Below are 23,723 nucleotides of genomic sequence, written 5' to 3'. Positions count from 1 at the left end.
GAGAGCTGGCTCATGACAGTTCGTTCACGATAGAGACCGGAAATGCTTCTGCTCCTCCTCGCATACGTCGGCGGCGTTCTCACCATCGTCAGTCCGTGCATTTTGCCCGTGCTGCCATTCGTCTTCGCGCGAGCCGATAAGCCGTTCCTGCAAAGCGGCTTGCCGACTCTCATTGGCATGGCGGCGACGTTCGCTGTTGTTGCGACGCTGGCGGCTGTCGGCGGCGGTTGGGCCGTTGCCGCCAACGAATATGGCCGCTATGCCGCGCTTGTTCTGGTCGCGCTCTTCGGTCTCGCGCTCATCTTTCCCGGCCTTTCCGAACGTCTCACCCAACCGCTCGTCGCACTTGGTGACCGGCTCTCGAAACGCGCTGACAGCGCTGCAGCCGGCCACGCCGCGTTCTGGCCGTCGCTGCTGCTCGGTGTCGCTATCGGCTTGCTGTGGGCGCCCTGCGCCGGTCCCGTGCTCGGTCTCATCCTGACAGGTGCTGCACTTAACGGTGCAAGCGCAACGACGACGTTGCTGCTGCTCGCCTATGCGGCAGGCGCAGCGACATCGCTCGCTCTAGCACTGCTGGCAGGTGGACGTGTGTTCGCAGCCATGAAGCGCTCGCTTGGCGTCGGCGAGTGGGTGCGCCGCGGCGTCGGCGTCCTCGTCTTGGTCGCGGCAGGCGCAATTGCTATGGGCGCCGACACCGGCGTTCTCACCCGTCTGTCGCTTGCGAGCACGTCCTCTCTCGAACAGCGTCTGGTCGATATGTTCGGCGGCCGCTCCATGATGCCGAACGCTGAAACCGCCGTCGCGTCGAACGACAAGGGTGAGCTTCCCATCGAAGGCAAGATGCCCTCAATCGATGGTGCCGTCGAATGGCTCAACTCTCCGCCGCTGACGCGCGAAGCCCTCAAAGGAAAAGTCGTACTGGTCGACTTTTGGACCTACTCGTGCATCAACTGCTTGCGCGCGCTACCTTATGTCGAAGCCTGGGCAAAGAAGTATAAGGACGAAGGTTTGGTCGTCGTCGGCGTGCACGCGCCAGAGTTTGCCTTCGAGAAGAAGATCGCGAACGTCAAGCAGGCAGTCTCGGATCTCGGTATCACGTACCCGGTCGCGATCGACAATAACTACGCGATCTGGCGCGCCTTCAATAACGAGTATTGGCCCGCGCACTACTTTATCGACGCCAATGGCAACATCCGTCACCATCACTTCGGCGAAGGCGACTATGACGGTTCCGAGCGTGTCATTCAGAAACTACTTGCGGAAGCGGGACACAAGAATGTCTCGACCGGCATCGTCTCGGTCGATGGTTCGGGCATCGAGGCGCAGCCCTCCGACACGGTGAAATCCCCCGAGACGTATGTCGGTTACCGTCGCGCGGAAAACTTTGTCTCGCCGGGCGGCGCTGTTCGCGACGCGTCTCACGATTATACCGGCAAGCCCGACGAGCTGAACGATTGGGCGCTGAACGGCAACTGGACGATCACGCCTGAGCACGCCGCGCTGAATGCGGCAGGTGGCAGCATCAGCTTTCGGTTCCATGCGCGTGACCTGCACCTCGTTTTGGGACCAGGGCCGGATGGCAAACCCGTGCGCTTCAAAGTCACCGTCGACGGTAAGGCGCCGGATGCCAGTCATGGCGCAGACACTGACGCGAGCGGCGATGGCACGGTCACCTCGCAGCGGCTCTATCAGCTTGTACGTCAATCGGGAACGATCTCAGATCGCACTTTCAAGATCGAGTTTCTCGATCCCGGCGTGCAGGCTTTCGCCTTCACGTTCGGCTGATAGCCGCCGCGACGGCAGATCTATCAGACGGATTCTGTTTTCTGCTGTGGATGCTCCAGAGTGGCTCCCACAAATCGCCAGAACGCAGCCAATCTTGCAGCATCGTGGAAGTCTTGAATTTCCGCGATGAGAAATCCCCGGAAACGGATGATTTGCCGAAGTCGGGTTGTCAAAACGACGCCCGTTTCCCGATGTTGCATATCGACCAGCAGTCGCGTGCGGACCAGGCCGTTGTCCCAGCGAAGGTATTCGATCTGCGATCTGCTTTCGACTTGTTCCATCGCAGTGAGATAGCGGTGGCGGACGTTTTCCTTTCCCTGAATCGTCACGGATTCCCCTTTGGGGCCACCGGTATTCGTAGTGTAGATGATGTCTTCTACGTATTTATCCAGCACGCCTTCGACGCTTCCGGAGTTCCATGCCTCCTGCGCGGATTCCAATATCGCTCTGATGATCTCGATATTGATGGGAAAAAGATCTCTGCCAATTCTTGACACGTCTAGCGCAACGTCCAAACGCGGTGCTGCATTGTCAACAAAATGTAAATTCGCTCGGATCGACAACCGGCGCAAGCCCAATCTTGCTTAGGGCGCTATATGCAGCTCATGCGTGCTAGATCATGCATTCTCGTAGAATATCGCTATCACCGCTAGTCGACGGCGGCCGATTTCCGTCGAAGCGAGGCCCTTCGAGCGTGTGAAGAATATTTTGTATAAGCCTTGCGCTTGATCTTTCGCGAGCTGCGCTTGGTGACCGGCTTCGGCGCCGGCGGCAATACGTCGGCGATGACCTGCACTGGCGCCTTGGCTTTGAGCTGAACGACCTTGTAGCCCCCGGCCTTCAGCTTTGCGAGCAGTTGTGGAACGGCGTCGGCCGTCCACTTATGAATGTCATGCATCAGGATGATGCCGCGACCGCGCGCCTTGAGCCCCGCCATCACACGCGCAATAACTGGAGCCGAACTCCGCACACGCCAGTCGTTCGAATCGACGTCAACCGCGAACTGCGCAATGTTGCGGCTCTTGAAATAGTCTTCCGACAGCTTGCTGCTGCTGAGATAAGGATAGCGGAAAAACGGCGCGACCGGTTCTGGGCTGTTCTTCTGCACGATATCGAAAGTCGCTTCGACTTCCTGTTTGATCTCGGGAAGCGTCAGACGCGCGACGTTGGGATGAGACCAGGTATGCGTCCCGATCGTGTGTCCCTGTTCGGCGACTTCTTTGACGACCTCCGGATGGAGGGCCACCATCTCACCAACTATGAAGAACGTCGCCTTGGTGCACTCCTTGGCGAGAGCGGCCAAAACCTTGCGCGTGTCCTGCGGCGAGGGGCCGTCGTCGAAGGTCAGTACGACTTCGCCCGGCGCGAGAAATTTCGGATCCCCATGCGGCTCCCCAAACCACGGGCCGCCCGTGGTATCCACTTCGATCGTTCGCGACACTCCGAGCGTCCCTTTCGGGCACGTGTCCTCGGCGCGCGCCGCGGTGGGCATCTGCAGGCCTGCTGTCATTACGGCCGACATCACAAAGCTTAGCTTCCAAATCAGCCGCATGTCGCCCACCCCCAAAGGGCCATGAAATCAAAGCAGGTAGAGGTCCAGAAACGACCATCGTGAGCGAGACTTCTGCTCAGCCTGAGATGGTTCGTCAATACAACACGTCGTGGCAATAGCGCATACATCTTAGGCTGCCCGACGAGTGTCCTGGCATGAGTCAGGACACCGCACCCGGCATTGGTCGTATAGGCACGTTCATTTACCCGGCCGCAATCGAATCTCTGCCACACTTAGCTAGCAAAGTCTTTAACTCGACCCGTGCAGGAGCTGATGTGCGTAAATTCGTTCTGTTGCTTGGCTGTTTTGCTGCAAGCCCCGTTGCGGCTGGCGAGGTCCAGCTCACGGGCGAAGCCATCAAAACGACGCTTGGCGGATCGCATTTGGCACTCGATACACCTGTCGGGAGCACGGTTTCTGTTCACATCGGCCACGATGGCCTGATGTCGGGCGAGGCAGGCACCGCCCTGGGCGCGGTACTGGGTGCCTCCAAGGATCGTGGCCGCTGGTGGGTCACCGAAAATAAAGTTTGCTTCAAATGGTTTCGCTGGTTTGACGCCGAGCAGCGGTGCGCCACGATCACTTTGAACGGCGACCGGTTCACCTGGCGGAAGGACAACGGCGACACCGGGACCGGAACCATCGTCGAACGCGGCACGCCTGTCGCCAAGCCTGCCACGATCGTTGCCGAGGCAAAGAAGCCGGCGGCTCCGGTACGCAAGCGGGTGGACAAGAAGTCCGAGGTTGAGGTGGCTGCGAATGAGCCGGACGCGAAGCCTTCGCCGCTCCAGGCTTCCACACCCACGGCCGAGGCCAAGCCTCGCGCTTCCGAGCAAGCTGCTCATTCCAACATGTCGACAGTGGCTGTAGCTGCTGCTGCGCCGAAACACATTGGCGCCGCGACGACGACCGTCGCCTTCCATGTTCCCGCACCGCGTCCGGCAGTCCGGCCGCAACATCACGATCCCGTCGCCGTCGCATCGGTGAAGCCGCAGTTTTTTACGTCGGTCAAGGTCGCCGCCAAGACCCATCGCGCAAAAGTCGAAGTCGCGAAGATCCAAGCCCCGCGCGCTGATCGGAAGCCGTTTCGCGTTGCTGGTGTCGATCCGAGCGACGTTCTCAACATTCGCACCGGTCCATCATCTGACTACCAGTCCGTCGGCGGCATTGCGCCCAACAGCCGTGGCATCACCATCACCGGGCCATGCCAGAACGACTGGTGCCCCGTGAAACACCAGACGCTCGTAGGCTGGGTCAATCGCCGCTACCTCACCGAAGAGACCGCTGCAAACACCGCTGCGGTTTCGGAGCCGAATTACTGGGATCCGGCTCCCTGACGCGCTTCAGCCGCGCTTCCTGACAGAAAAGCTTTCACCGTTCCGCTGCTAGGCGGTCGATGGCGTTTTGCGTTTGGACGTCGTGCCTCAAAACCTTGCTGAGAAATGCTGCCGCTAGCGCGTGCGGCTGACGGCGCGCCACTCGCACATCGTCGCGAGAAGCACTGAAACAAACAGGCCGCCAAACCTCGTATAGCGAGGCGCCAGTGCTCATTCGCGCAGCGACGGCCGCCACGCGATTGGTTGGCAGATTTTGCGCTTCATGCTCCGAGCGGGGCAATAACATCGGATCACAATTGATTGCGAATTGCGGTTCAATGTGATCCGGATGTTTGCTGGTGCCGGAATAGGTGATTGGTATTAAGGCTCATGGGCATATGCCGTGAGATATATTTCTTCGTATATCCGGCAATTGATTTTCTTCTGCAGAATAAACGGTGCTGCCGAATAGATAAAACACGCGTGTTTTATATTTGTGAAATATCGGACACATAAAAACTATTGTTTTCCAGTCTGTTAGTGAGTTTTGAAGGATTCAAAATGGCATGTGGAATGCAGAGCGCTTTGCTGCTTTTCTTATATGGTTGTGCGAGTCAAATAAGAATTATTGCGTCAAATATAATGTGCTGAATTCATTGAATATCGATGCGAAATAAAAAGGGAAAATAATCTGAATTAGGCCCTGGAATTGAGCGGACTGAATGCCACCTAACAGACGCCGTCGGAGTGGCGGCCCGTGTCGCAAGACACGTCTCCAAGAGGCGCACCAAAGTCGTGGTGTGGCTCCGTTCATCGATGGTCATGCATCGCTCGAGGAGTACCTGACTATGATTCACAGCGATAACCTCCAGAACGCCTTTCAACAGAACCCCAACAGCTACTATGGCGGCTGGAACCCGAACCCCGCGCAGGCCTGGGGACAGGCATGGGGTGCACAGGCTTTCGCCCAGCCTCAGCACGCCTGGAACGCCGGATTAGGGCAGTCGGCCTTCGGCTATGGTCCGAACTTCGGCGGCCAGGGATGGGGCCAAAATTTTGGCGGCCAGAATTTCGGTGGTCAGTTCGGCGGCCAGCGGCAGCTGTCTCATCACGACGTCGGTGAGGTCGTTCGCCAGCTTATGCCGATCCTGCCGCAGGTCATCGCTCAGGCCCAGCAGTCACAGGCTGCGTTCGGTCAGGGCGGTTACGGCGCTGGGTTCGGAGCAGCTTATGGCGGAGCTACGCGCAATCTTTCGCAGCAGGATGTGAATGAGGTGGTTCGCCAGATACTGCCTGTCATCCCCCAGATCGTTGGCCTCCTGCAGCAACAGGGCCAGCAGGGGTCTTATGCTAACGCCGTCTACGGCGGCGGCCAGGGTCTCAATAACCTCGGCTGGGGCAACCAAGGCTGGAATAACCAGGGTTGGAACAATCCGGGTCAGCACAATCAGGGTGCCTACGGCTACGGCAATCAGAACCCGTATCAGTTGTCGCTCTTCGGTCAGAACCAGCCGAACGCCTTCGGATCGTTCGGCGGCAATCAGGGCCACGCCGCCTTTGGCGGCAACCAGGGCATGGGCCAGCAGCGTCAGCTGAACCAGGTCGAAGTCGGCGAGATCGTCCGTCAGTTGACGGCCGCCCTTCCGCAGGTGATCGCGAACCTCCAGGCGATCAATCAGCAGCCGAACATGCAGCGCGGCGCCTGCTGACGCCCGCATTCGCTCTCCCCAAGCCAACCGGAAGCGCCGCCCTTTCATGGGTGGCGCTTTCTTCCCCATTTCAAGAGGTGAGGATCACCCATGTCGAACGAGTCTCAGCGCTCCGATCAGGGCGGCAGATCGCAGGATACGCACGCAGATACGCAAGCCCTCATCGGGCTGCTCGAAAATCTCGTGCCATTATTGATGCGCTTTCAGTCTGATGCTTTCGGTCAGCAAGGTCCGTTGCATCTTGCTGGCGGTAACGCCGCGCAACTTGAGCAACAAGCCGCCGTTGCCTTCACGGAAGATATCATCCTCGACTCTCTCCGAAACGTCTCGGCGTATCTTCAGCGAAACGCCAGCCGCTATCCCGGCCTGGATACCTATAGCGGTGTCGTCGAGCAGGCGCGGCGGGCGTTCGATGCGCGCGATTATCAGTCGGCGTTTGCTCTGATCCTGCAGGCGTATCGTGCGATCACTGTCGTTCGCTCCATTCGTCCCGAACTGCCGCCCATCCGTGAGAGGGCACAGAACGAGCAAAACGGATCGGGCCGAGCCATGCACTGAGTGCGCGAGACGAGACGGCTGAGCTGAGGCTTTGTCAACGGACGCGCCGCGCGATTCGTCCGCGCGCGTTCGCGCTGCTTGTCTGCGTGTGCCGACGCCCGATATCATGCCTCTAAACCGTGACCGATAATCCTCAGTCCTGTGGTCGTCCGGCATTTTCGTCAGTTTTTTGACGGAAAATGATGTGACTGGCGCGAAATTCGCAAAACTCCTGATAAGCTTTTGTCACTTATCGGGGAACAGCGAAAATCGTGGATTTACCGGGAGATTTCGGCACCTTCCTTCGCGCCAATCGATGGCCGCCATTCCATGTTGATGGAATTCCAGGCAGCCCAGCTGCGTGCGGCATGGTCGATATCTCCCGCGCGTTCGCGCCTTGCGACCGCTCAGGCAATCCGTCCGCTCCGTTTCAGCCGCAGTCACAACGTGCCGAAAACGACCGGCTCTCCCGTCACGTCCGTGCGGGATTGCTGTTGCTCCTCGCATCATGCGGATGGATCGTCGGCGGCGACGAAGGCGTAAGACGCGCCGTTGCGCGCGGCACGCCTTGTCGTCATCGCGGCCCGGAAATGCAAAACACTCCGCGTGATCATTTTGCGATCCGCACGCTCGAGCCGGCGGACGCTCCCGAGCTGTTCGCCGAAATCGATCGCATCTGCTGGCGCGCAAAACTGCCGCAACGGCCTCGCATCTGCGTGCTGATCGGGCAGAGGGCGATGAACGCCTATGCATTCGGCGGTCCGAACGATGCGATCGTCACCTTCACCGAAGGGTTGCTGTGTGGCATGACCACGAAAGAAGTCGGGGCGATTTTCGCGCACGAGATCGCGCACATCTGTAATGGCGACAGCGCGACGATGTCATGGGCAGCGCAGCTGCAGCGCGCGATCAATGACGTTGCTGCGGCAGGCCTTGCACCGGTCCACGCTTTCGGCGCCGTCAAACAGCAATCTTCGCTGCAGTGGGTGCTCACGCGAGCCCCCGCAATCGCCGAGCTGTTGATGCTTGCGCTATCCCGCTTCCGTGAAATCGAGGCCGACGCATTCGCTCTCGAGTTGACGGGCGATGCCAAGACGCTCGAAACCGCGCTTGCCAAGCTTGAGCATCATCATCGTGCGCTGAGCGGTATCCCCGAAGGCTATATCGAGGACCGGCTTGCGTCGTATCTGCGTAGCCATCCGGTTACCAGCGAGCGCATCGACCATCTGCGCGCCTCGCCGCTCTACGGCGTAGCCTAGTTACGCCGACCGGCGTAGCGGTTGGGTCGACGCCCTCTCGGCCCGCATCGGCAACTCGACGATGACGCGAAGGCCGCCCCGCGGCGAGTCTCCCAGCGTGATGGACCCATTGTGAAGCTCGACAATTTGCTTCGCGATCGCAAGCCCGAGGCCGCTGCCGCCAGTCTCGCGGCTGCGCGAGGGTTCGCGCCGGTAGAACGGCTCGAAGACCAAAGCGCGCTCGGCAACGGGAATGCCGGGGCCATCGTCGTCGATCAGAACGCGCACGCGTCCGCCGATTGCGCCCGCCGTCACTTTCGGAGCTTTCGCACCGTAGCGGAGCGCGTTGTCGATTAGGTTCGTAAAAAGTCGTCGCAGCGCGACCTCGTCTCCCATCAGCGTCAATGTATTGCCTGGAAGCTCCAACTCGACATTCGGATGATCGGCGCAGAGCATGCCGAGCACTTCCCCCAGATCGACGACGCCCATGCGAACCTGTTCCGACCCGCCACGTGCTACCGCTAGCGCATCGTCGATGAGAACTGTCATGTCGTCGAGATCGCGCTCGGCGCGCGCCTGCTGATCCGGATCCGAAATCATCTCGGTTCTGAGCTTCAGTCGCGTGATGTAAGTTTTGAGATCGTGCGACACGGCGCCGAGCAGCACGGTCCGGCCTTGAAGAAGCGTCGCAATGCGCTCTTGCATCCGGTTCGTCGCCTCGATCAGCCGTTTGAGTTCCGGCGCGCCGCGCGGCGTAATCACAACCGGCGTACCATCGCCTGAGAACCTCGTTACGGCGCGCGACAGCTCTTTCAGAGGTCGCGCCTCGCGCCAGACCGCGAACAACGCCGCGATGCCAACGAGGGAACCGAGTACGGCCAGCCAATAGCCGGCCGGAACGCCGAAAAATCGCCGCGAAATCTCGCCCCGCGGCTCAAAGACAGCGTACCCGCCGCTTTTGAGAGCCACTGCGATCCGGACGACGCGGCGCGTCAGCATCCACCGGCTCCCAGGGCGAATGTCGGCAACCACGCCCATGTCGGTCGGGCCGGAGACCGCAATCACCTCGCGGTTGCCGAGTTCATTGACGTATCGTTCGACCAGCCATTCAAGCCCCTTGAGCCGCCGTTGATCGACGGCCACTACCGGAGCTTTGTCGGCAATCTCGACGCCGAGCGTATCGCTTCTCACAGCGTTGAGAACAGTCTCTCGGCGGGCGCCATCCGTCGTCTCGAGCAACTCGACGATGGCAGCCATTTGGTTCGGCAGCGGAAACGCGCCAGGCGTCGTGACCAAAGGTGAGCGCGTGACGTAGGACAGCCCGGCGCCCACCGCCCACAGACCTATCAGCGCCAGCAAAGTGATTGCCGAGAGACGGCCGACAAACCCAAGACGCGACAGCACGCTCAAACCTCCTCGATGCGTGCCGCCAGAATGTATCCGACATTACGCATCGTCTTGAACATGGGGACCTCGCCGCGGTCTATTTTCTTTCGCAGCCGGCTGAGTTGAACGTCGATGGTGCGGTCGAGTGGTTCGGAGCGACGTCCGCGCGTCCAGTCCATTAATTGCTCGCGCGACAGAACGCGTCCCGGACGCGTCACAAAACATTCGAGCAAGTCGAATTCGGCGCTGGTCAATTCAATGGGAGCGGCGCTTACGTCCGTCACCGACCGCGCTTCGAGATCTATGATCATGTCGCCGAGCTTTAGACGCTTCTTCTCGACGTGCGGCGGCTCGTTGCGCCGAAGGATGGCACGAATGCGCGCCGTCAGCTCGCGCGGATTGAATGGCTTCGGAAGATAGTCGTCGGCCCCGATCTCAAGTCCGACGATGCGATCGATATCCTCGCCGCGCGCCGTCAGCATCAGGATCGGAACGCGCGATCCGGCGCGCAAGCGCCGGCAGATCGACAAGCCGTCTTCGCCCGGCAGCATGATATCGAGCACGATGAGGTCCGGCTCTCCAAAAACGGACAGATGCCGGTCGAGCGCGGCGCCGCCGTCTCCCGTCTCCACCCGAAATCCCTGCTTCTGCAAGTAGCCCTGCACGAGGGACCGGATCTCGGCGTCGTCTTCGATGATGAGGATATGCGGGCGGTTGGTCATGTCGCGATGTGAAGCCAGCCCCGGTGTGAGTGCAAGCGTTCCGAGGTCCTGTTACAAAACGTAAAGTTCGGGGGGCGGTTTGAAATACACCGGATACGCAAGCGGGTGAGGTTCCCTGTCGTCACGCCACCCCGGAGTGACGGTTGCAAAGGAGAACCCTCATGATCCTCAAGAAATTCGTCATAGCTCCGTTTTGTGTCGCCGCCGCTATGTTCGTCGCCGGCGCAACCGTGGCTGAGGCCGGATGGCAGCGCTCCAGTGGTGGCGTTGGCCCTCGCGGTGGAACTTGGCACTCGTCGGGATCAGGTTCCTGCGCCTACGGCTCGTGCGCTTCCCATCAGAGCTATACCGGTCCGCGTGGAAACACTGTGAACCGCTATGGCAGCACCAGCTGTTCTGGCGGGACGTGCAATCATTCCGCGACCTATAGCGGCCCATATGGCGGCAGCGTAACGCGCAATAGCTCGGTCACTCGAAACTGAAACCTGCCGCATAGAGACAATGCTCGGCGCGATGACGGCGCCGGGCCAACCCGAGCTATTTCATTTTTCCTTTGACCCCGGAGTACATGATGCGACCCGTCATTTTCGCTGCCTTGTTTGCCCTACCTTGGATCGGCTTTTCCGCGGGCATTGCGCTCGCACAGGCTGCTTCCGACAAACCGCTCACCAAGGCGCAGATTCAAGCTCTCGCCAATAATCCGAACGCCCGCGCTGCGCTCGCCGTCTGCAAGGACGATCGTGCGCGCCTCTGCGGCAGTGTGATGCCGGGTGGTGGCCGAATTCTCCGTTGTTTCTCGGAGAAGGCGGGAAGCCTCAGTCAGCCATGCCGCGATGCCATTATCGCCGTGAGGAATTCAGCGGCGAACTAACGCCGAAGACGACATGGCATCGAGACGGGGAGGGGCAATGCCCTCCCTGCCGTTGCGCGCACTCTCAAAATCAAAGGACGCAAGCCCCATGACGGATATTCCGGCATTTCTGAGCACTGCTCCCCGGCCGCTCTTCGGCTTCTTTCCTGTTGCGCTGGTATTCATTGCCGTCGAGATTCTCTATATGCGGCTCGCACACCATGCTGACGAGCAAGATGGGCGGGAGACAGTAGCTTCGATAGGCGTCGCAGTCGGCGATCTTGCGTCGCGTATTCTGACCGGCGGCCTCGTCGCGATCCCGATGCTGTTCTGCTATCGGCATCGCCTTTTTGACATTCCGCTAGATACAGTTTGGAGCTGGATCGCGCTGTTTCTCGGTGTGGAGTTCTTTTACTATTGGTTTCATCGCGCGTCGCACCGGGTCCGCTGGTTTTGGGCGACACACGCCGTGCATCACTCAGCGACGCACTTCAACCTGTCGGCCGCCATCAGGCTCGGCTGGACGGGCGTGATCAGCGGTGCGTTTCTGTTCTTCCTGCCGTTGGCGCTCATCGGATTTCATCCGGCTGCCATCGGGCTGACGCTCGGGCTGGGGCTAGTCTATCAGTTTTTCCTGCACACCGCCGTTCCCGTTCGCCTGGGTCCGCTGGAATGGGTCTTGAACACGCCGGCTCATCATCGTGTCCATCACGCGTCGAACGAAACCTGCCTCGACAAGAACTATGGCTCAGTCCTTATCGTCTTCGACCGGTTGTTTGGGTCGTTCGCGGCTGAGCCGGCTGGCGAGGCGCTGAAATTTGGCCTGAAGGGCCGCGAGCCCAGCACGAACCCGCTTCACATCGCGTTGTCGGAATGGGGCTATCTTTGGCGGGATTTCCGAAACGCGCCGAACCTCTCGCGCAAAATCAGGGTGTTGTTCGGTGCACCGTAAGCTCGCACGTCTTCCGCGAACTCAAAAGATATTGAACGCAAATCATCCAACTCGAATGTCAAGCTAGACCGAACGGCATATCCGGGCGATCGAGTGCCTACAATTTAAACAATTGCAAACGAATCGATCTATCTGGCCGTTTATTTTCTGGAAAATCGGCTGATTTTCCTGAGAAGAACATGAAAATACGACCAGGCACCATTTGGCACGATTCCTGCGCTTACGAATTTGTAAGGAAACTGCCTTGGACGGCCGCGACGGCAGGCCAGGCACGAGAGGGGAGTCGCTTATGGCCGATCAATCCGCGGCAATGCTGACGATATTCACCGAGTTCTATTTCTTTCTCACTATCGTCTTGATGTTCTTCATTCACATCGGCTTCTGCATGTACGAAGTCGGTGTCGCCCGCACCAAAAACGTCCAGCACACGCTTCTGAAGAACGCGATGGCGATCCCCGTCGTCGGCCTTGCGTTCTTCCTGTTCGGTATGTGGATCTACATCGCCTTGCAGGGTTGGCCTGTCAGCTCGACATCCGTCAGTTTCTCAACGGGCTTCGAGCCATGGTCCGATAAGCTCGCTCCCAACCTGTCTGACCGCATCTCCGGCGTTTTCTGGGGTGCATTCGCACTCTTCGGCATGACCGCGGCCTCGATCGTCTCGGGCTCGATCATCGAGCGCGCAAAGACGTCGGGCTTTTTGATCATCGCCATCTATGTCGGCGCAGTTGCCTGGGTCGTCCCCGCAGCATGGGGCTGGTCAGGCAATGGCTGGATGACGCAATACCTCGGGTTCCACGACCAGTATTGCTCGGCCGTCCTGCACTCGGTTTCGGGTTTTGTTACCCTCGGCATCCTGATGCACCTCGGGCCGCGCATCGGCAAGTTTGCGCCTGACGGCACGCCGCGCGAAATCCCGGCGCACAATCCGTGGATGGTCACCGTGGGTCTCTTCATGATCTACGTGGGCTTCTTCGGCTTCTATGCCGCTTGCCACATCCCGATGGCCAACGTCGCCGCCGAAGGCCAGCCCGCCTACTGGACCGCGACGAACATCTATGGCTTCCCGATCACGTTGTCGGGCGTCACGATGAACTTCTTGCTCGCCCTCTTCGGCGGCATGATGACGGCCTATCTGGTGTCCAACGGCAACGCCTTCTGGACGTTCTCCGGCGGCCTCACGGGCCTCATCTCGGCAAGCGCCGGCAACGACCTCTACCATCCCGTTGTCGCTCTTGCGATTGCCGTCGCCGGTACGATCATGGCGTACTACGCGCATAACTGGGTCGAAAAGAAATACAAACTCGATGACGCTGTCGGCGCGGTTGCGGTGCACGGCTATTGCGGCGTGTTCGGCGGCATCGTCGCCGGATTTGTGCTGTGGGGTTACCCGGCAATCATGCCGAGCTCCGGCGCAGCCGTTGCGCTTTCAGAAGGTGCAGGTTGGTTCGGGACGAACGCGCAAGGTCTGCCGGTCGTAACGCCGATCGGCAACACCATCGCGACGCTCGTCTTCGCCCTCGGTTTCGGTCTGATCCCAGGCTACATTATCGGCTTTGTCCTGAAGATGCTGGGCCTACTCCGTGTCGATCCGAAGGTCGAGCTGACGGGTCTCGATGGCGAGCACATCGAGACGACCTACCCGAATCTCTCGGGAGCTGAAGCAGCCTTTGAGGCTCTGCAGCGTAAGGAACTCAAAATCTAATCTTTACGCCGGCGGCGGACTATCCCGCCGCCGGCTCTCTTATTCCATAAGATCCAAAGGAGAGCTTCATGAACACGGGTGTCTCTGGCTTCGAAAAACTTCCCGAGATGAGCGCTATCTATCCGTTCCATGGCGACGAAATTCTTTTCACGCTCGCCATCCTCGCATTCTTTATTGCCTTCTTCATTTTCCAGATCAGCATGGAAGCAAGGCATCACAAAACGATCATCGGCAATTTCACGGCCAGCCCGGCTGAGTGACGAACTGAGATATAGACGAGCCATAGAAAGGCCTCCCTCGCGGAGGCCTTTTTATTTTTGCTATCACGGTCGTGCAGGCACCGAGCGCCTTTCGAGCCCGCGCCGTCCTTATGAGATTCTTATACGGATCTCCCCCCGCTCAACTCGAATTCCTATGCGCCGCGTGTCACCTAAACGCGGCCCGCAATCCCTTTCGTGCGGGCGCTGCATGCCTCGGAGTAGGAAAACGAAAATGCTGGACATCATCCTTGTAGCGGGCGGGCTGGCGCTCTTTGCCGTTGCCATCGCTTACGCTTTTGCCTGCGACCGATTGTGAGGTCTCCATGACATTCGACTACGCCCTGGCCGGCATCGTCACGGCCGGCCTGCTCGCCTACCTCGTTTACGCCCTTCTGCGTCCTGAGCGGTTCTGAAAGGCCAACGCATATGACACTTATAGGTTGGATCCAGATTGCGCTCTATTGCGCGATCGTCTTGGCGCTCGTGAAGCCGCTCGGCTGGTACATGACGCGCGTTTTCTCTGGCGAGAAAACATTTCTTTCGCCAATCTTGAGCCCGGTCGAAGCCGGTCTCTATAAAATCGCGGGCGTCGACGCACGCGGCGAGCAGGATTGGCTGCGCTATACCGTCTCGATGCTGCTGTTTCATATCGGCGGCTTCGTCATTCTCTATGCCGTGCTGCGCGTGCAAGGTGCGCTGCCTTTCAATCCGCAAGGAATGACAGCGCTGGCGCCCGACCTGTCTTTCAACACCGCCATCAGCTTCATCACCAACACGAACTGGCAGAACTACGGCGGCGAGACGACGATGTCGTATCTCACGCAGATGCTTGGACTGACGCATCAGAATTTTCTGTCGGCTGCAACGGGCATCGTTCTTGCGATCGTCTTGATACGTGGCTTTGCGCGCGCATCGACAAGAAATCTCGGTAACTTCTGGGTGGATGTTACTCGCTGCACGCTCTACATCCTGCTGCCGATTTGTATCCCTTACACGTTGTTTCTCGTCTGGCAGGGTATCCCGCAGACGCTTGGCGCGTATGTCGATGCGACGACGCTCGAAGGCGCCAAACAGACGATCGCCGTCGGTCCGGTCGCCTCCCAGGTTGCCATCAAGATGCTCGGCACCAATGGCGGCGGTTTCTTCAATGCCAACGCCTCACATCCGTTCGAGAACCCGACCGCGCTCTCGAACTTCGTCCAGATGATCTCCATTTTTGCGCTCGGCGCTGCGTTGACGAACGTCTTCGGTCGCATGGTCGGCAACCAGCGCCAAGGCTGGGCCATCCTCGCCGTTATGGGCGTGCTTTTCATTGCCGGCGTTGCGGTCTGTTACTGGGCCGAAGCCAACGGCACCACCGGCCTCAACGCACTCGGCCTGACAGGTGGCAACATGGAAGGCAAGGAAACCCGCTTCGGTATCGTGGGATCGGCCTTGTTCGCAGTCATTACGACGGCCGCATCCTGCGGCGCCGTCAATGCTATGCATGACTCCTTCACGGCCCTCGGCGGAATGATCCCGCTCCTGAATATCCAACTAGGCGAAATCATCGTCGGCGGCGTCGGGGCAGGGCTTTACGGCATGTTGCTGTTCGTCGTCCTCGCAATCTTCGTTGCCGGACTGATGGTTGGCCGCACGCCCGAATACGTCGGCAAGAAGATCGAAGCGAAAGAAGTCAAGATGGCCATGCTCGCCATATTGATCCTGCCGCTGATGATCCTCGGCTGGACTGCTGTCGCGGCGGTGCTCCCGTCCGCGTTAGCCTCCATCGCCAACACCGGTCCGCACGGCTTCTCTGAGATCCTGTATCTCTTCTCATCGAGCACCGGAAACAATGGCTCCGCCTTCGCGGGCATCACGGGCAATACGTTCTTCTACAACGTAACGGGCGCGATCTCGATGTTTGTTGGGCGCTTCCTGATGATCGTGCCGGCGATGGCGATCGCAGGCGCGTTGGCAGAAAAGAAGACGCTCGCACCTTCTGTCGGAACGTTCCCGACCACCGGCGGACTTTTTGTCGGCCTCGTCGTTGGTGTCATCCTGATCGTTGGTGGACTGACGTTCTTTCCCGCGCTCGCACTCGGACCCATCGTCGAGCACCTCGCGATGACGGCCGGTACGCTCTACTGATCTCTCTTTTCGGAGTTTCCAAGATGGATACGTCTATCGCGCGCAAGAAAAGCTCGGCGACGATGCTCGATCCCAAGATCGTCGTTCCGGCAATCGGTTCGGCCTTCGCGAAGCTTGATCCGCGCAAGATGATCAAAAATCCGATCATGTTCGTTCTTGAAGTCGTGACGGTCTTGACCTCGATCATCTTTCTCCACGACATGGTAACGGGCGAAGGTAACTTGGCGTTCACGTTCCAGATCATCCTGTGGCTTTGGTTCACTGTGCTTTTCGCAAACTTCGCGGAGGCCATCGCCGAAGGTCGCGGCAAGGCTCAAGCGGACTCCCTGCGTGTTCAGCGCCAGGAAACGCAAGCCAAGCTGATGACGGGATCGGGCCGCAACTACAAGCTCGTTCCCGGAACTACGCTGAAAGTCGGAGACGTGGTCCTCGTCGAGCCGGGCGATACCATTCCCTCCGATGGCGAAGTCATCGAAGGTGTCGCGTCGGTCAACGAAGCCGCGATCACCGGTGAATCAGCGCCGGTCATTCGTGAGTCCGGAGGCGACAGGTCGGCAGTGACGGGCGGCACACTCGTGTTGTCGGACTGGATCGTCGTCCGAATCACGGCGGCCCAGGGTTCGACCTTCATTGATCGCATGATCAAGCTTGTCGAAGGCGCGGAACGCCAGAAAACACCCAACGAAATCGCACTCAACATTCTTCTCGCCGGCCTCACGATCATCTTCGTCTTCGCGACCGCAACGATCCCGAGCTATGCCGCTTATGCCGGCGGCACGATCTCGGTCATCGTCCTTGTCGCGCTCTTCGTTACGCTCATCCCGACGACGATCGGCGCGCTGCTTTCAGCCATCGGTATCGCCGGCATGGATCGCCTTGTGCGTTTCAACGTTCTTGCGATGTCGGGCCGAGCCGTTGAAGCCGCTGGCGACGTCGACACGCTCCTTCTCGATAAAACCGGAACGATCACGCTCGGCAACCGTCAGGCAACCGAATTCGTACCGCTGTCCGGCGTCAGCGAGTCGGAACTCGCGGATGCCGCCCAGCTCGCATCTCTGGCTGACGAGACGCCGGAAGGCCGCTCGGTGGTTATTCTCGCTAAAGACAAGCACGGCATTCGCGGTCGAGATGTTGCGGATATTAAAGCGCACTTCATTCCATTCACGGCCCAGAGCCGCATGAGCGGTGTGGAATTCGAGGGATCGTCGATCCGTAAAGGTGCCGTCGACGCAGTGTTGAAATACCTAAACGCGCCGGTCGCGGTCGGTTCGTCTGGCGCAACAGCACAGGTGCTTCGTCCGGCAATCAGTGCTGAGGCCACGCGCGAGATCAAGGCTATCACGGAAACGATCGCGAAAGCGGGCGGAACACCGCTGGCGGTCGCCAAGGACGGCCGCTTACTCGGCGTCATCCACCTCAAGGATATCGTCAAAGGTGGTATTCGTGAGCGCTTCGCCGAGCTTCGCCGCATGGGCATTCGCACCGTGATGATCACCGGCGACAACCCGATGACTGCGGCCGCTATCGCCGCCGAAGCCGGCGTCGACGACTTTCTCGCGCAGGCGACACCGGAAGACAAATTGCGCCTCATCCGCGACGAGCAGGCAAAAGGCAAGTTGGTCGCCATGTGTGGCGACGGAACTAACGATGCGCCAGCGCTTGCACAGGCCGACGTCGGCGTCGCGATGAATACCGGAACGGTCGCCGCTCGCGAAGCCGGCAATATGGTCGATCTCGACAGCAACCCGACGAAGCTCATCGAGATTGTCGAAATCGGCAAACAGCTATTGATGACGCGCGGCGCGCTGACGACATTCTCGATTGCGAACGACGTCGCCAAATACTTCGCGATCATACCGGCGATGTTTGTTGCTTTCTATCCGCAGCTTAACGCGCTCAACATCATGGCGCTCGGTAGCCCCCAAAGCGCGATCCTGTCGGCGATTATCTTCAACGCTCTGATCATCATCGCGCTGATCCCGTTGGCGCTGAAGGGTGTCGCCTATCGCGCGATCGGTGCCGGACCGCTGCTCCGCCGCAACCTGCTGATTTACGGGCTCGGCGGCGTCGTCGTCCCCTTCATCGGCATCAAGGCCATCGACTTGGCCATCAACGCTCTGCATCTCGCTTGAGGTAACACGCCATGTTGAAAGAAATTCGCCCAGCCATCGTCGTGCTCATCGCATTGACGTCCATCGCCGGCCTCGTATATCCGCTCGCTATGACCGGCATAGCCGAAGCCATCTTTCCTAAGCAGTCCCAGGGCAGCTTGATCGTACGGGACGGCAAGGTCATCGGGTCCGGGCTCATCGGGCAGTCGTTCACGTCCGATAAGTACTTCCATGGCCGTCCGTCCGCGACAACGGGCTCGGACCCAGCCGACCCTTCGAAAACAGTGGCGCAGCCTTATAATGCCGCGAACTCGATGGGCTCGAACCTCGGTCCCACAAACAAGGCCCTGATTGATCGCGTTAAGACTGATATGACCAAATTGAAGGCGGAGAACCCCGGTTCCGAGGTGCCGATCAACTTGGTTACGACGTCCGCGTCGGGCCTCGACCCTGACATTTCGCCGTCTGCTGCCTATTTTCAGATGGCCCGAATTGCCAAGGCCCGCAATCTGCCGGAAGCGAACGTTCGCAGCCTCATTGACCGCCACATCGAAGAACCGTTCCTAGGGTTGATCGGCGAGCCCCGCGTCAATGTTCTGGCGCTCAATCTTGCTCTTGACGACACGGCGGCACAGTGAATATTGCGCGGCGCGATGGCGCCGCGAGGAAAGCAATAAGATGGCGGAAGAAAACCGCACACCCGATCATCGACCGTCGCCGGAGGCGCTCCTCGAGGTTTTGAAACGCGAGGAGCGCCAGAAGGGACGGTTGAAGATTTTTCTTGGCGCGGCTCCCGGTGTCGGCAAAACCTATGAAATGCTTCGCACCGCCCGCGCCAAGGTTAAAGAAGGTGCTGACGTCGTTGTCGGCGTCGTTGAGACGCACGGACGCAAGGAAACAAAAGCACTTCTTCGCGGTCTTGACGTTGTCCCTCCGCGTCAGGTCGAATACAAAGGTCGGACGCTGGAGGAACTCGATATTGACGCCGTCATCGCGCGGCGCCCCGAGATTGCGCTGATAGACGAGCTGGCGCACACCAATGCGCCGATGAGCCGTCACCCGAAACGCTATCTCGATGTCGAAGAGTTGCTCGACGAAGGCATTGACGTTTTCACCACTATCAACATCCAGCATATCGATAGCTTGAATGACGTCGTTGCCCAGATCACCGGAATTCGCGTCCGCGAAACGGTGCCGGATTCGATCCTCGCCCGAGCCGACGACGTCGAGCTTGTCGACATCACGCCAGAGGATCTTATTCAGCGATTGAAGGAAGGGAAGGTCTACGTCCCGGATCAGGCGCGCCGCGCGCTTGAAAATTTCTTCTCGCCCGTCAAGCTCACCGCATTGCGCGAACTCGCTTTACGCCGCACCGCCGAACGCGTCGATGAACAGCTCGTAACCCAGCTTCGCGCCAAAGCCATGTCCGGACCGTGGGCGGCGTGCGAACGCGTGCTCGTGTGCGTCAACGAAGATGTGCGCTCATCCGGGCTCGTGCGCTATGCAAAACGTGCTGCCGATCGCCTGCACGCGCAGTGGACCGCGGTCACTATCGAGACGCGCCGCAGCCTCAGATTTTCCGAAGGCGAGCGTAACCGCATTGCTGAAGCGATGCGTCTCGCCGAACTTCTCGGCGGCGAAACGCTGACAATGCCCGGAAGCTCCAAGTCGATCGCCGACGATATCATCTCGTACGCGCGCGCCCATAACGTGACGCAAATCATCGTCGGTAAATCCGATCGGCCGCGATGGTTCGAAATTCTCAACGGTTCTGTCGTCCATGATCTCGTCAGGCAATCTGGAAACATCAGCGTTCACGTCATTTCCGGAGAGCAATTGCCAGCCGAGCCGGCGACGGCGCAGACGGTTCGAACGGCAAGGGATCAACCACAGCATCGGCCGCTGAATTATTTCATCACGTTTATAGCGATGGCTGCTGCGCTTGGCGTTGCCTGGGTGCTCAGACCATGGATCGGCGTGGAAAGCGTCGATCTTATATTTTTGACGGCGATTGTGGGCGTGGCAGCCAAGCTTGGCATCGGCCCCTCGCTTGTTGCGAGCGTCGCCGGCGCGCTCCTCTACAACTATTTCTTTCTGCCTCCGCTCTTCACATTCACCATCGCCGATGCCAAGAACGTCGCGGCGTTTCTCTGCTTCGTCGTCGTAGCAATCGTTGTGTCGAACATCGCAGCGCGCATGCGCAGTCAGACTGTGATCGCCATGAACCGCGCCAGCACGACGGAGTCGCTGTATGGCTTCAGTCGCAAGCTTGCCGGAACCGGCACGCTTGATGATGTGCTTTGGGCAACCGTCTTTCAGATCGCCTCGATGCTGAAAGTCCGCGTCGTGCTGTTGCTGCCAGAGAATGGCTCGATTGCCGTGAAGGCGGGATACCCGCCGGAAGATATGCTTGATCCGTCCGATATCGCCGCCGCGACGTGGGCTTGGACCAACGACCGCCCAGCCGGGCGCGGCTCCGATACGCTGCCCGGGTCGCCCCGCCTTTTTCTGCCGCTCCGGACCGCACGCGGCATCGTCGGTGTCGTCGGCATAGACAGTGACCGTCCGGGACCGCTGCTGACGCCCGACCAACGGCGGCTGTTCGATGCACTCGTCAACCAGGGCGCACTCGCCATCGAGCGCGTCCACCTCGTCGAGGACGTCGAGCGCGCGAAACGCAGCATCGAGACGGAACGGCTCCGCGCCGCTCTGCTGACGTCGTTGTCTCACGATCTCAAGACGCCCCTGGCCGCTATTCTCGGCGCGGCAACGACGATGCGCGACCTCGGCGACAAGTTCGATGCCGAGGCGCAGTCGGAGTTGCTCGCTACGATCATCGATGAATCCGAACGCCTCAACCGGTTCATCGCCAACCTTCTCGATATGACGAAGCTTGAAGCTGGCGCCATTGTCGCCAAGACGGAAATTCAAGACGTCGGCGAGATTGTCGATGCAGCGCTCAAGCGCGCGAGAAAGATCCTTTCAAGACATAAGGTCCAGGCCAATCTTCCATCGGAGCCATTGAAGGTGGATGCTGATCCCGTTTTACTTGAGCAAGTGCTTTTCAATCTTCTTGACAACGCTGCAAAATACGCGCCCGAGAATACGTTGATTGAGGTCGGCGCTTGGAACGATCATGGGCTCGTCGTCATTCAAATCCGGGATGAAGGGCCAGGCATCCCCGACCGAGATGTTGAAAAAATCTTCGATAAATTCTATCGCGCGAACAAGGCCGATCATGTCCGCGCCGGAACGGGGCTTGGATTGCCGATCTCACGCGGATTTATCGAAATCATGGGCGGAACGATAACGGCGGGTAATCGACCTGATCGCAGCGGTGCACTCCTGACCGTAACGCTTCCGGCATCCGCTCGATCAGAAACGCTGGAAAACGCCGCATGAGTGCGCCCGCCATCAAAGTTCTCGTCATCGACGACGAACCACCAATCCGCAAACTTCTCCGCATGGGGCTTGCAACGCAAGGCTATCAGGTAATCGACGCACCGAATGCGCGCAAAGCCCTGGAGCTGATGGCGGAGACTCCGGATATCGTCGTCCTCGATCTCGGCTTGCCGGATATGCAAGGCATGGACCTGCTGCGATCCATCCGCGACCAGAATGAAGCCATTCCCATCGTGGTGCTGTCGAGCCGCGCTGACGAAACCGCCAAGGTGCAGGCCCTTGATTTCGGCGCTGATGACTATGTGACGAAGCCTTTTGGCATCAACGAGCTTCTCGCCAGAATGCGAGCCGCACTTCGCCATCGGCTACAGATTCAGGGCGAGCGGCCCATTTTCCATGTCGGCGATCTGTCGGTGGATCTCGTGCGCCGCATCGTCAAGGTTGGCGAACGAGAGATCAAGCTATCGCCGAAGGAATACGACCTGTTGCGTCTCTTTGTTCAGCATGCGGGCAAAGTACTGACGCACAATTTTCTGTTGCGCGAGCTCTGGGATCCCTCTGCCGATTCCCAATACGTTCGCGTTTACGTCGCGCAGCTTCGGCAGAAAATCGAACCGCGTCCGAACAGCCCGGAATATATTCTGACTGAAACAGGCGTTGGCTACCGCCTCCGCGCTCCCGATTGACAGTGGCGCGTGCGCCGAGGATTTCTCATGGCATCCTGCATTATTGACTTTCTTTCGCCGCGCGCCGTCATGCTGGACGTGCGGGTTCCGACGAAATTAGCGCTTCTTCGCACGTTATCGGAACGAGCAGCTGCGGCAACTGGGCTTCCTGCCGAGACAATCTTCGCCGAACTCAATAAACGAGAAAGTCTCGGTTCCACCGGGATGGGCGACGGCATTGCCCTTCCCCACGCAGCTTATGCCGATCTCAAGCAAACGTTCGGCCTTGTCGCGAGACTTAAGCCGCCGGTCGAATTCGAAGCGATTGATAGCAAACCGGTCGATTTGGCTTTTCTGCTTTTGACACCGGCTGGAGCGGAGAAGACGCATCTGAATGCCCTCGCCGCGGTTTCACGCCGACTGCGTAATCGCGACGTCGCAGAGAAGCTTCGCATGGTCAATAACGAGAACGCGTTTTACGACGTGCTTCGCGGTTCGGCTTAGATCTGTCGGCAAGAGCGGGCCGTTAATCTGCTTTGATGCCAAGTTCGCGCGCCGCGGACACGAGCCGGGCTTTAGCGGCAGCATCGCCGGAGAAGGATTGGAGAGCTTTCGTCAACGCTGTTTTGGCGGCCTCGGTCTCTCCAAGCGTGACGCGCGAACTCATCAGACGCAACCAGCCGCTCTCATCGTTTGGGGAGGCCTCGAGTCTGGCGGCAAGCTTATCGACCATGCCGCGGATCATGTCGTTGCGTTGTGTATCTGAAAGCTTTGCCGCCGCTGCGACGTCGTCGGACGGCGACGCGACGCTGGGTGAAAATGTCTGCGGGTTGGCCTGCGCTGCGTGTGCCTCATCGAGCGCTTTTTTGAGTGTGGTATCGCCGGGCTGAAGCTTAAGGGCTGTCTCATAAGCCGTCGCCGCATCGCCAGGTCGCCCGGTATTGAGATACGACCACCCGAGCATTTTCCAGCCATTGACGTCGTTCGGCTGCTTTTCGAGACGAGCGATCAGTTTCGCAATCATCGTGTCTACGTCAGGCAAAGCAGTGGAAGTATTGTCCGGCGAGGCAACAGCTTTCGACGACGCGCCAGAATTTGTATCGGCCGCATAGGCGCGAAGATCAGCAAACGCTTGCGCCGTGTCTGGTTCAATATTGCCATCGGTGGCTTCGGGCGGCATCACATGCCCGTCGCTACGGCTTATCATGGAAGAGCCGTCGACGCTGCTCGGGGCTTCTGCGATGTGCACAAAACAAGCCGCGGCGATCGCTACGAGAGACCCAAGGACAATGCCCGATGTGCGCGTGTCGGCGCTAATCCATCGATGCGTAAGCGCAACGACCGGTCGGCGACCGTGGAGCGGCGCGCGCAACAACAAAAGTACGGCCGCCAGAAGCGTGACAGCA

General features: G+C 59.3%; 21 protein-coding genes. 16 read left to right on the top strand and 5 right to left on the bottom strand.

Annotated elements, in window-relative coordinates; translation table 11 throughout:
- Window positions 1-42 precede the first annotated feature (42 nt).
- On the top strand, window positions 43-1,785 hold the full coding sequence (locus tag HYP802_RS0117685) for a cytochrome c biogenesis protein DipZ (protein WP_013948731.1): 1,743 nt from the start codon (window positions 43-45) through the stop codon (window positions 1,783-1,785).
- 23 nt (window positions 1,786-1,808) lie between these two features.
- Here HYP802_RS0117685 and HYP802_RS0117680 read toward each other — a convergent pair whose 3' ends face one another.
- Both HYP802_RS0117680 and HYP802_RS0117675 read right to left on the bottom strand, forming a co-directional pair.
- On the bottom strand, window positions 1,809-2,357 hold the full coding sequence (locus HYP802_RS0117680; RefSeq protein ID WP_157135444.1) for a nuclear transport factor 2 family protein: 549 nt from the start codon (window positions 2,355-2,357) through the stop codon (window positions 1,809-1,811).
- 77 nt (window positions 2,358-2,434) lie between these two features.
- Complete coding sequence (locus HYP802_RS0117675; protein WP_024276258.1) at window positions 2,435-3,337, bottom strand: polysaccharide deacetylase family protein; 903 nt, start codon at window positions 3,335-3,337, stop codon at window positions 2,435-2,437.
- A gap of 275 nt (window positions 3,338-3,612) precedes the next feature.
- Here HYP802_RS0117675 and HYP802_RS23010 point away from each other — a divergent pair, with 275 nt between their 5' ends.
- The 4 genes from HYP802_RS23010 to HYP802_RS0117655 all read left to right on the top strand — a co-directional run bounded on the left by HYP802_RS23010 (window position 3,613) and on the right by HYP802_RS0117655 (window position 8,158).
- Complete coding sequence (locus tag HYP802_RS23010) at window positions 3,613-4,674, top strand: SH3 domain-containing protein (RefSeq protein ID WP_024276257.1); 1,062 nt, start codon at window positions 3,613-3,615, stop codon at window positions 4,672-4,674.
- A gap of 827 nt (window positions 4,675-5,501) precedes the next feature.
- Window positions 5,502-6,362, top strand: a complete 861-nt coding sequence (locus HYP802_RS0117665; protein WP_155831265.1) for a hypothetical protein — start codon at window positions 5,502-5,504, stop codon at window positions 6,360-6,362.
- A gap of 90 nt (window positions 6,363-6,452) precedes the next feature.
- Window positions 6,453-6,920 carry a hypothetical protein gene (locus HYP802_RS0117660; RefSeq protein WP_013948725.1) on the top strand — a complete coding sequence of 156 codons (468 nt, stop codon included), beginning with the start codon at window positions 6,453-6,455 and terminating at the stop codon, window positions 6,918-6,920.
- A 569-nt stretch (window positions 6,921-7,489) separates the two neighbouring features.
- On the top strand, window positions 7,490-8,158 hold the full coding sequence (locus HYP802_RS0117655; protein WP_210164812.1) for a zinc metalloprotease HtpX: 669 nt from the start codon (window positions 7,490-7,492) through the stop codon (window positions 8,156-8,158).
- On the opposite strand, the gene HYP802_RS0117650 is transcribed toward HYP802_RS0117655, so the two are convergent.
- On the bottom strand, window positions 8,159-9,541 hold the full coding sequence (locus tag HYP802_RS0117650; protein WP_024276255.1) for an ATP-binding protein: 1,383 nt from the start codon (window positions 9,539-9,541) through the stop codon (window positions 8,159-8,161). It lies immediately after the preceding gene.
- A 2-nt stretch (window positions 9,542-9,543) separates the two neighbouring features.
- Window positions 9,544-10,245 (bottom strand): response regulator, encoded by a 702-nt coding sequence (locus tag HYP802_RS0117645; protein WP_013948722.1) that lies wholly within the window; start codon window positions 10,243-10,245, stop codon window positions 9,544-9,546.
- Between the two features lie 568 nt (window positions 10,246-10,813).
- Here HYP802_RS0117645 and HYP802_RS22525 point away from each other — a divergent pair.
- The 11 genes from HYP802_RS22525 to HYP802_RS0117585 all read left to right on the top strand — a co-directional run bounded on the left by HYP802_RS22525 (window position 10,814) and on the right by HYP802_RS0117585 (window position 22,821).
- Window positions 10,814-11,116 carry a cysteine rich repeat-containing protein gene (locus HYP802_RS22525; protein WP_024276254.1) on the top strand — a complete coding sequence of 101 codons (303 nt, stop codon included), beginning with the start codon at window positions 10,814-10,816 and terminating at the stop codon, window positions 11,114-11,116.
- 88 nt (window positions 11,117-11,204) lie between these two features.
- Entirely contained in the window at window positions 11,205-12,047 is an 843-nt protein-coding gene (locus HYP802_RS0117635) for a sterol desaturase family protein (RefSeq protein WP_024276253.1), read from the top strand.
- Window positions 12,048-12,336: 289 nt separating this feature from the next.
- Window positions 12,337-13,749, top strand: coding sequence for an ammonium transporter (locus tag HYP802_RS0117630; RefSeq protein WP_024276252.1), 1,413 nt, complete (start codon window positions 12,337-12,339; stop codon window positions 13,747-13,749).
- Window positions 13,750-13,817: 68 nt separating this feature from the next.
- Window positions 13,818-14,009, top strand: a complete 192-nt coding sequence (locus tag HYP802_RS0117625; RefSeq protein ID WP_013948718.1) for a hypothetical protein — start codon at window positions 13,818-13,820, stop codon at window positions 14,007-14,009.
- Between the two features lie 323 nt (window positions 14,010-14,332).
- Complete coding sequence (locus tag HYP802_RS22520) at window positions 14,333-14,422, top strand: K(+)-transporting ATPase subunit F (protein WP_035575846.1); 90 nt, start codon at window positions 14,333-14,335, stop codon at window positions 14,420-14,422.
- A gap of 13 nt (window positions 14,423-14,435) precedes the next feature.
- Window positions 14,436-16,139: a potassium-transporting ATPase subunit KdpA gene (kdpA, locus tag HYP802_RS0117610; RefSeq protein WP_024276251.1), complete on the top strand. Its 1,704-nt coding sequence runs from the start codon at window positions 14,436-14,438 to the stop codon at window positions 16,137-16,139.
- Between the two features lie 23 nt (window positions 16,140-16,162).
- Window positions 16,163-18,271: a potassium-transporting ATPase subunit KdpB gene (gene kdpB / locus HYP802_RS0117605; RefSeq protein ID WP_024276250.1), complete on the top strand. Its 2,109-nt coding sequence runs from the start codon at window positions 16,163-16,165 to the stop codon at window positions 18,269-18,271.
- A gap of 11 nt (window positions 18,272-18,282) precedes the next feature.
- Entirely contained in the window at window positions 18,283-18,888 is a 606-nt protein-coding gene (locus HYP802_RS0117600) for a K(+)-transporting ATPase subunit C (protein WP_024276249.1), read from the top strand.
- Window positions 18,889-18,928: 40 nt separating this feature from the next.
- Window positions 18,929-21,652 carry a sensor histidine kinase KdpD gene (locus HYP802_RS0117595; RefSeq protein ID WP_013948713.1) on the top strand — a complete coding sequence of 908 codons (2,724 nt, stop codon included), beginning with the start codon at window positions 18,929-18,931 and terminating at the stop codon, window positions 21,650-21,652.
- The gene (locus HYP802_RS0117590; protein ID WP_013948712.1) at window positions 21,649-22,338 is read left to right on the top strand and encodes a response regulator transcription factor; all 690 of its coding nucleotides are present in this window, start codon (window positions 21,649-21,651) and stop codon (window positions 22,336-22,338) included. The genes HYP802_RS0117595 and HYP802_RS0117590 overlap by 4 nt, the downstream gene beginning before the upstream one ends.
- 27 nt (window positions 22,339-22,365) lie before the next feature.
- Window positions 22,366-22,821, top strand: coding sequence for a PTS sugar transporter subunit IIA (locus HYP802_RS0117585; protein ID WP_013948711.1), 456 nt, complete (start codon window positions 22,366-22,368; stop codon window positions 22,819-22,821).
- Window positions 22,822-22,843: 22 nt separating this feature from the next.
- Here HYP802_RS0117585 and HYP802_RS23005 read toward each other — a convergent pair whose 3' ends face one another.
- The gene (locus HYP802_RS23005; protein WP_157135443.1) at window positions 22,844-23,524 is read right to left on the bottom strand and encodes a tetratricopeptide repeat protein; all 681 of its coding nucleotides are present in this window, start codon (window positions 23,522-23,524) and stop codon (window positions 22,844-22,846) included.
- Window positions 23,525-23,723: the final 199 nt, after the last annotated feature.

The sequence above is a fragment of the Hyphomicrobium sp. 802 genome (assembly GCF_000526135.1).
GTDB lineage: Bacteria > Pseudomonadota > Alphaproteobacteria > Rhizobiales > Hyphomicrobiaceae > Hyphomicrobium_B.
This window is presented reverse-complemented; position numbering and strand designations above follow the sequence as displayed.

What these genes read in the sequence shown, in the direction of transcription:
- HYP802_RS0117665 (WP_155831265.1), top strand. Translation starts at nt 5,502, where the DNA reads ATGATTCACAGCGATAACCTCCAGAACGCCTTTCAACAGAACCCCAAC.
- HYP802_RS0117590 (WP_013948712.1), top strand. Translation starts at nt 21,649, where the DNA reads ATGAGTGCGCCCGCCATCAAAGTTCTCGTCATCGACGACGAACCACCA.
- HYP802_RS0117685 (WP_013948731.1), top strand. Translation starts at nt 43, where the DNA reads ATGCTTCTGCTCCTCCTCGCATACGTCGGCGGCGTTCTCACCATCGTC.
- HYP802_RS0117635 (WP_024276253.1), top strand. Translation starts at nt 11,205, where the DNA reads ATGACGGATATTCCGGCATTTCTGAGCACTGCTCCCCGGCCGCTCTTC.
- HYP802_RS22520 (WP_035575846.1), top strand. Translation starts at nt 14,333, where the DNA reads ATGACATTCGACTACGCCCTGGCCGGCATCGTCACGGCCGGCCTGCTC.
- HYP802_RS0117660 (WP_013948725.1), top strand. Translation starts at nt 6,453, where the DNA reads ATGTCGAACGAGTCTCAGCGCTCCGATCAGGGCGGCAGATCGCAGGAT.
- HYP802_RS0117645 (WP_013948722.1), bottom strand. Translation starts at nt 10,245, where the DNA reads ATGACCAACCGCCCGCATATCCTCATCATCGAAGACGACGCCGAGATC.
- HYP802_RS0117655 (WP_210164812.1), top strand. Translation starts at nt 7,490, where the DNA reads ATGCAAAACACTCCGCGTGATCATTTTGCGATCCGCACGCTCGAGCCG.
- HYP802_RS0117625 (WP_013948718.1), top strand. Translation starts at nt 13,818, where the DNA reads ATGAACACGGGTGTCTCTGGCTTCGAAAAACTTCCCGAGATGAGCGCT.
- HYP802_RS0117675 (WP_024276258.1), bottom strand. Translation starts at nt 3,337, where the DNA reads ATGCGGCTGATTTGGAAGCTAAGCTTTGTGATGTCGGCCGTAATGACA.
- HYP802_RS0117630 (WP_024276252.1), top strand. Translation starts at nt 12,337, where the DNA reads ATGGCCGATCAATCCGCGGCAATGCTGACGATATTCACCGAGTTCTAT.
- kdpB (WP_024276250.1), top strand. Translation starts at nt 16,163, where the DNA reads ATGGATACGTCTATCGCGCGCAAGAAAAGCTCGGCGACGATGCTCGAT.
- HYP802_RS0117600 (WP_024276249.1), top strand. Translation starts at nt 18,283, where the DNA reads ATGTTGAAAGAAATTCGCCCAGCCATCGTCGTGCTCATCGCATTGACG.
- HYP802_RS0117595 (WP_013948713.1), top strand. Translation starts at nt 18,929, where the DNA reads ATGGCGGAAGAAAACCGCACACCCGATCATCGACCGTCGCCGGAGGCG.
- HYP802_RS0117585 (WP_013948711.1), top strand. Translation starts at nt 22,366, where the DNA reads ATGGCATCCTGCATTATTGACTTTCTTTCGCCGCGCGCCGTCATGCTG.
- HYP802_RS22525 (WP_024276254.1), top strand. Translation starts at nt 10,814, where the DNA reads ATGATGCGACCCGTCATTTTCGCTGCCTTGTTTGCCCTACCTTGGATC.
- HYP802_RS23005 (WP_157135443.1), bottom strand. Translation starts at nt 23,524, where the DNA reads ATGATAAGCCGTAGCGACGGGCATGTGATGCCGCCCGAAGCCACCGAT.
- kdpA (WP_024276251.1), top strand. Translation starts at nt 14,436, where the DNA reads ATGACACTTATAGGTTGGATCCAGATTGCGCTCTATTGCGCGATCGTC.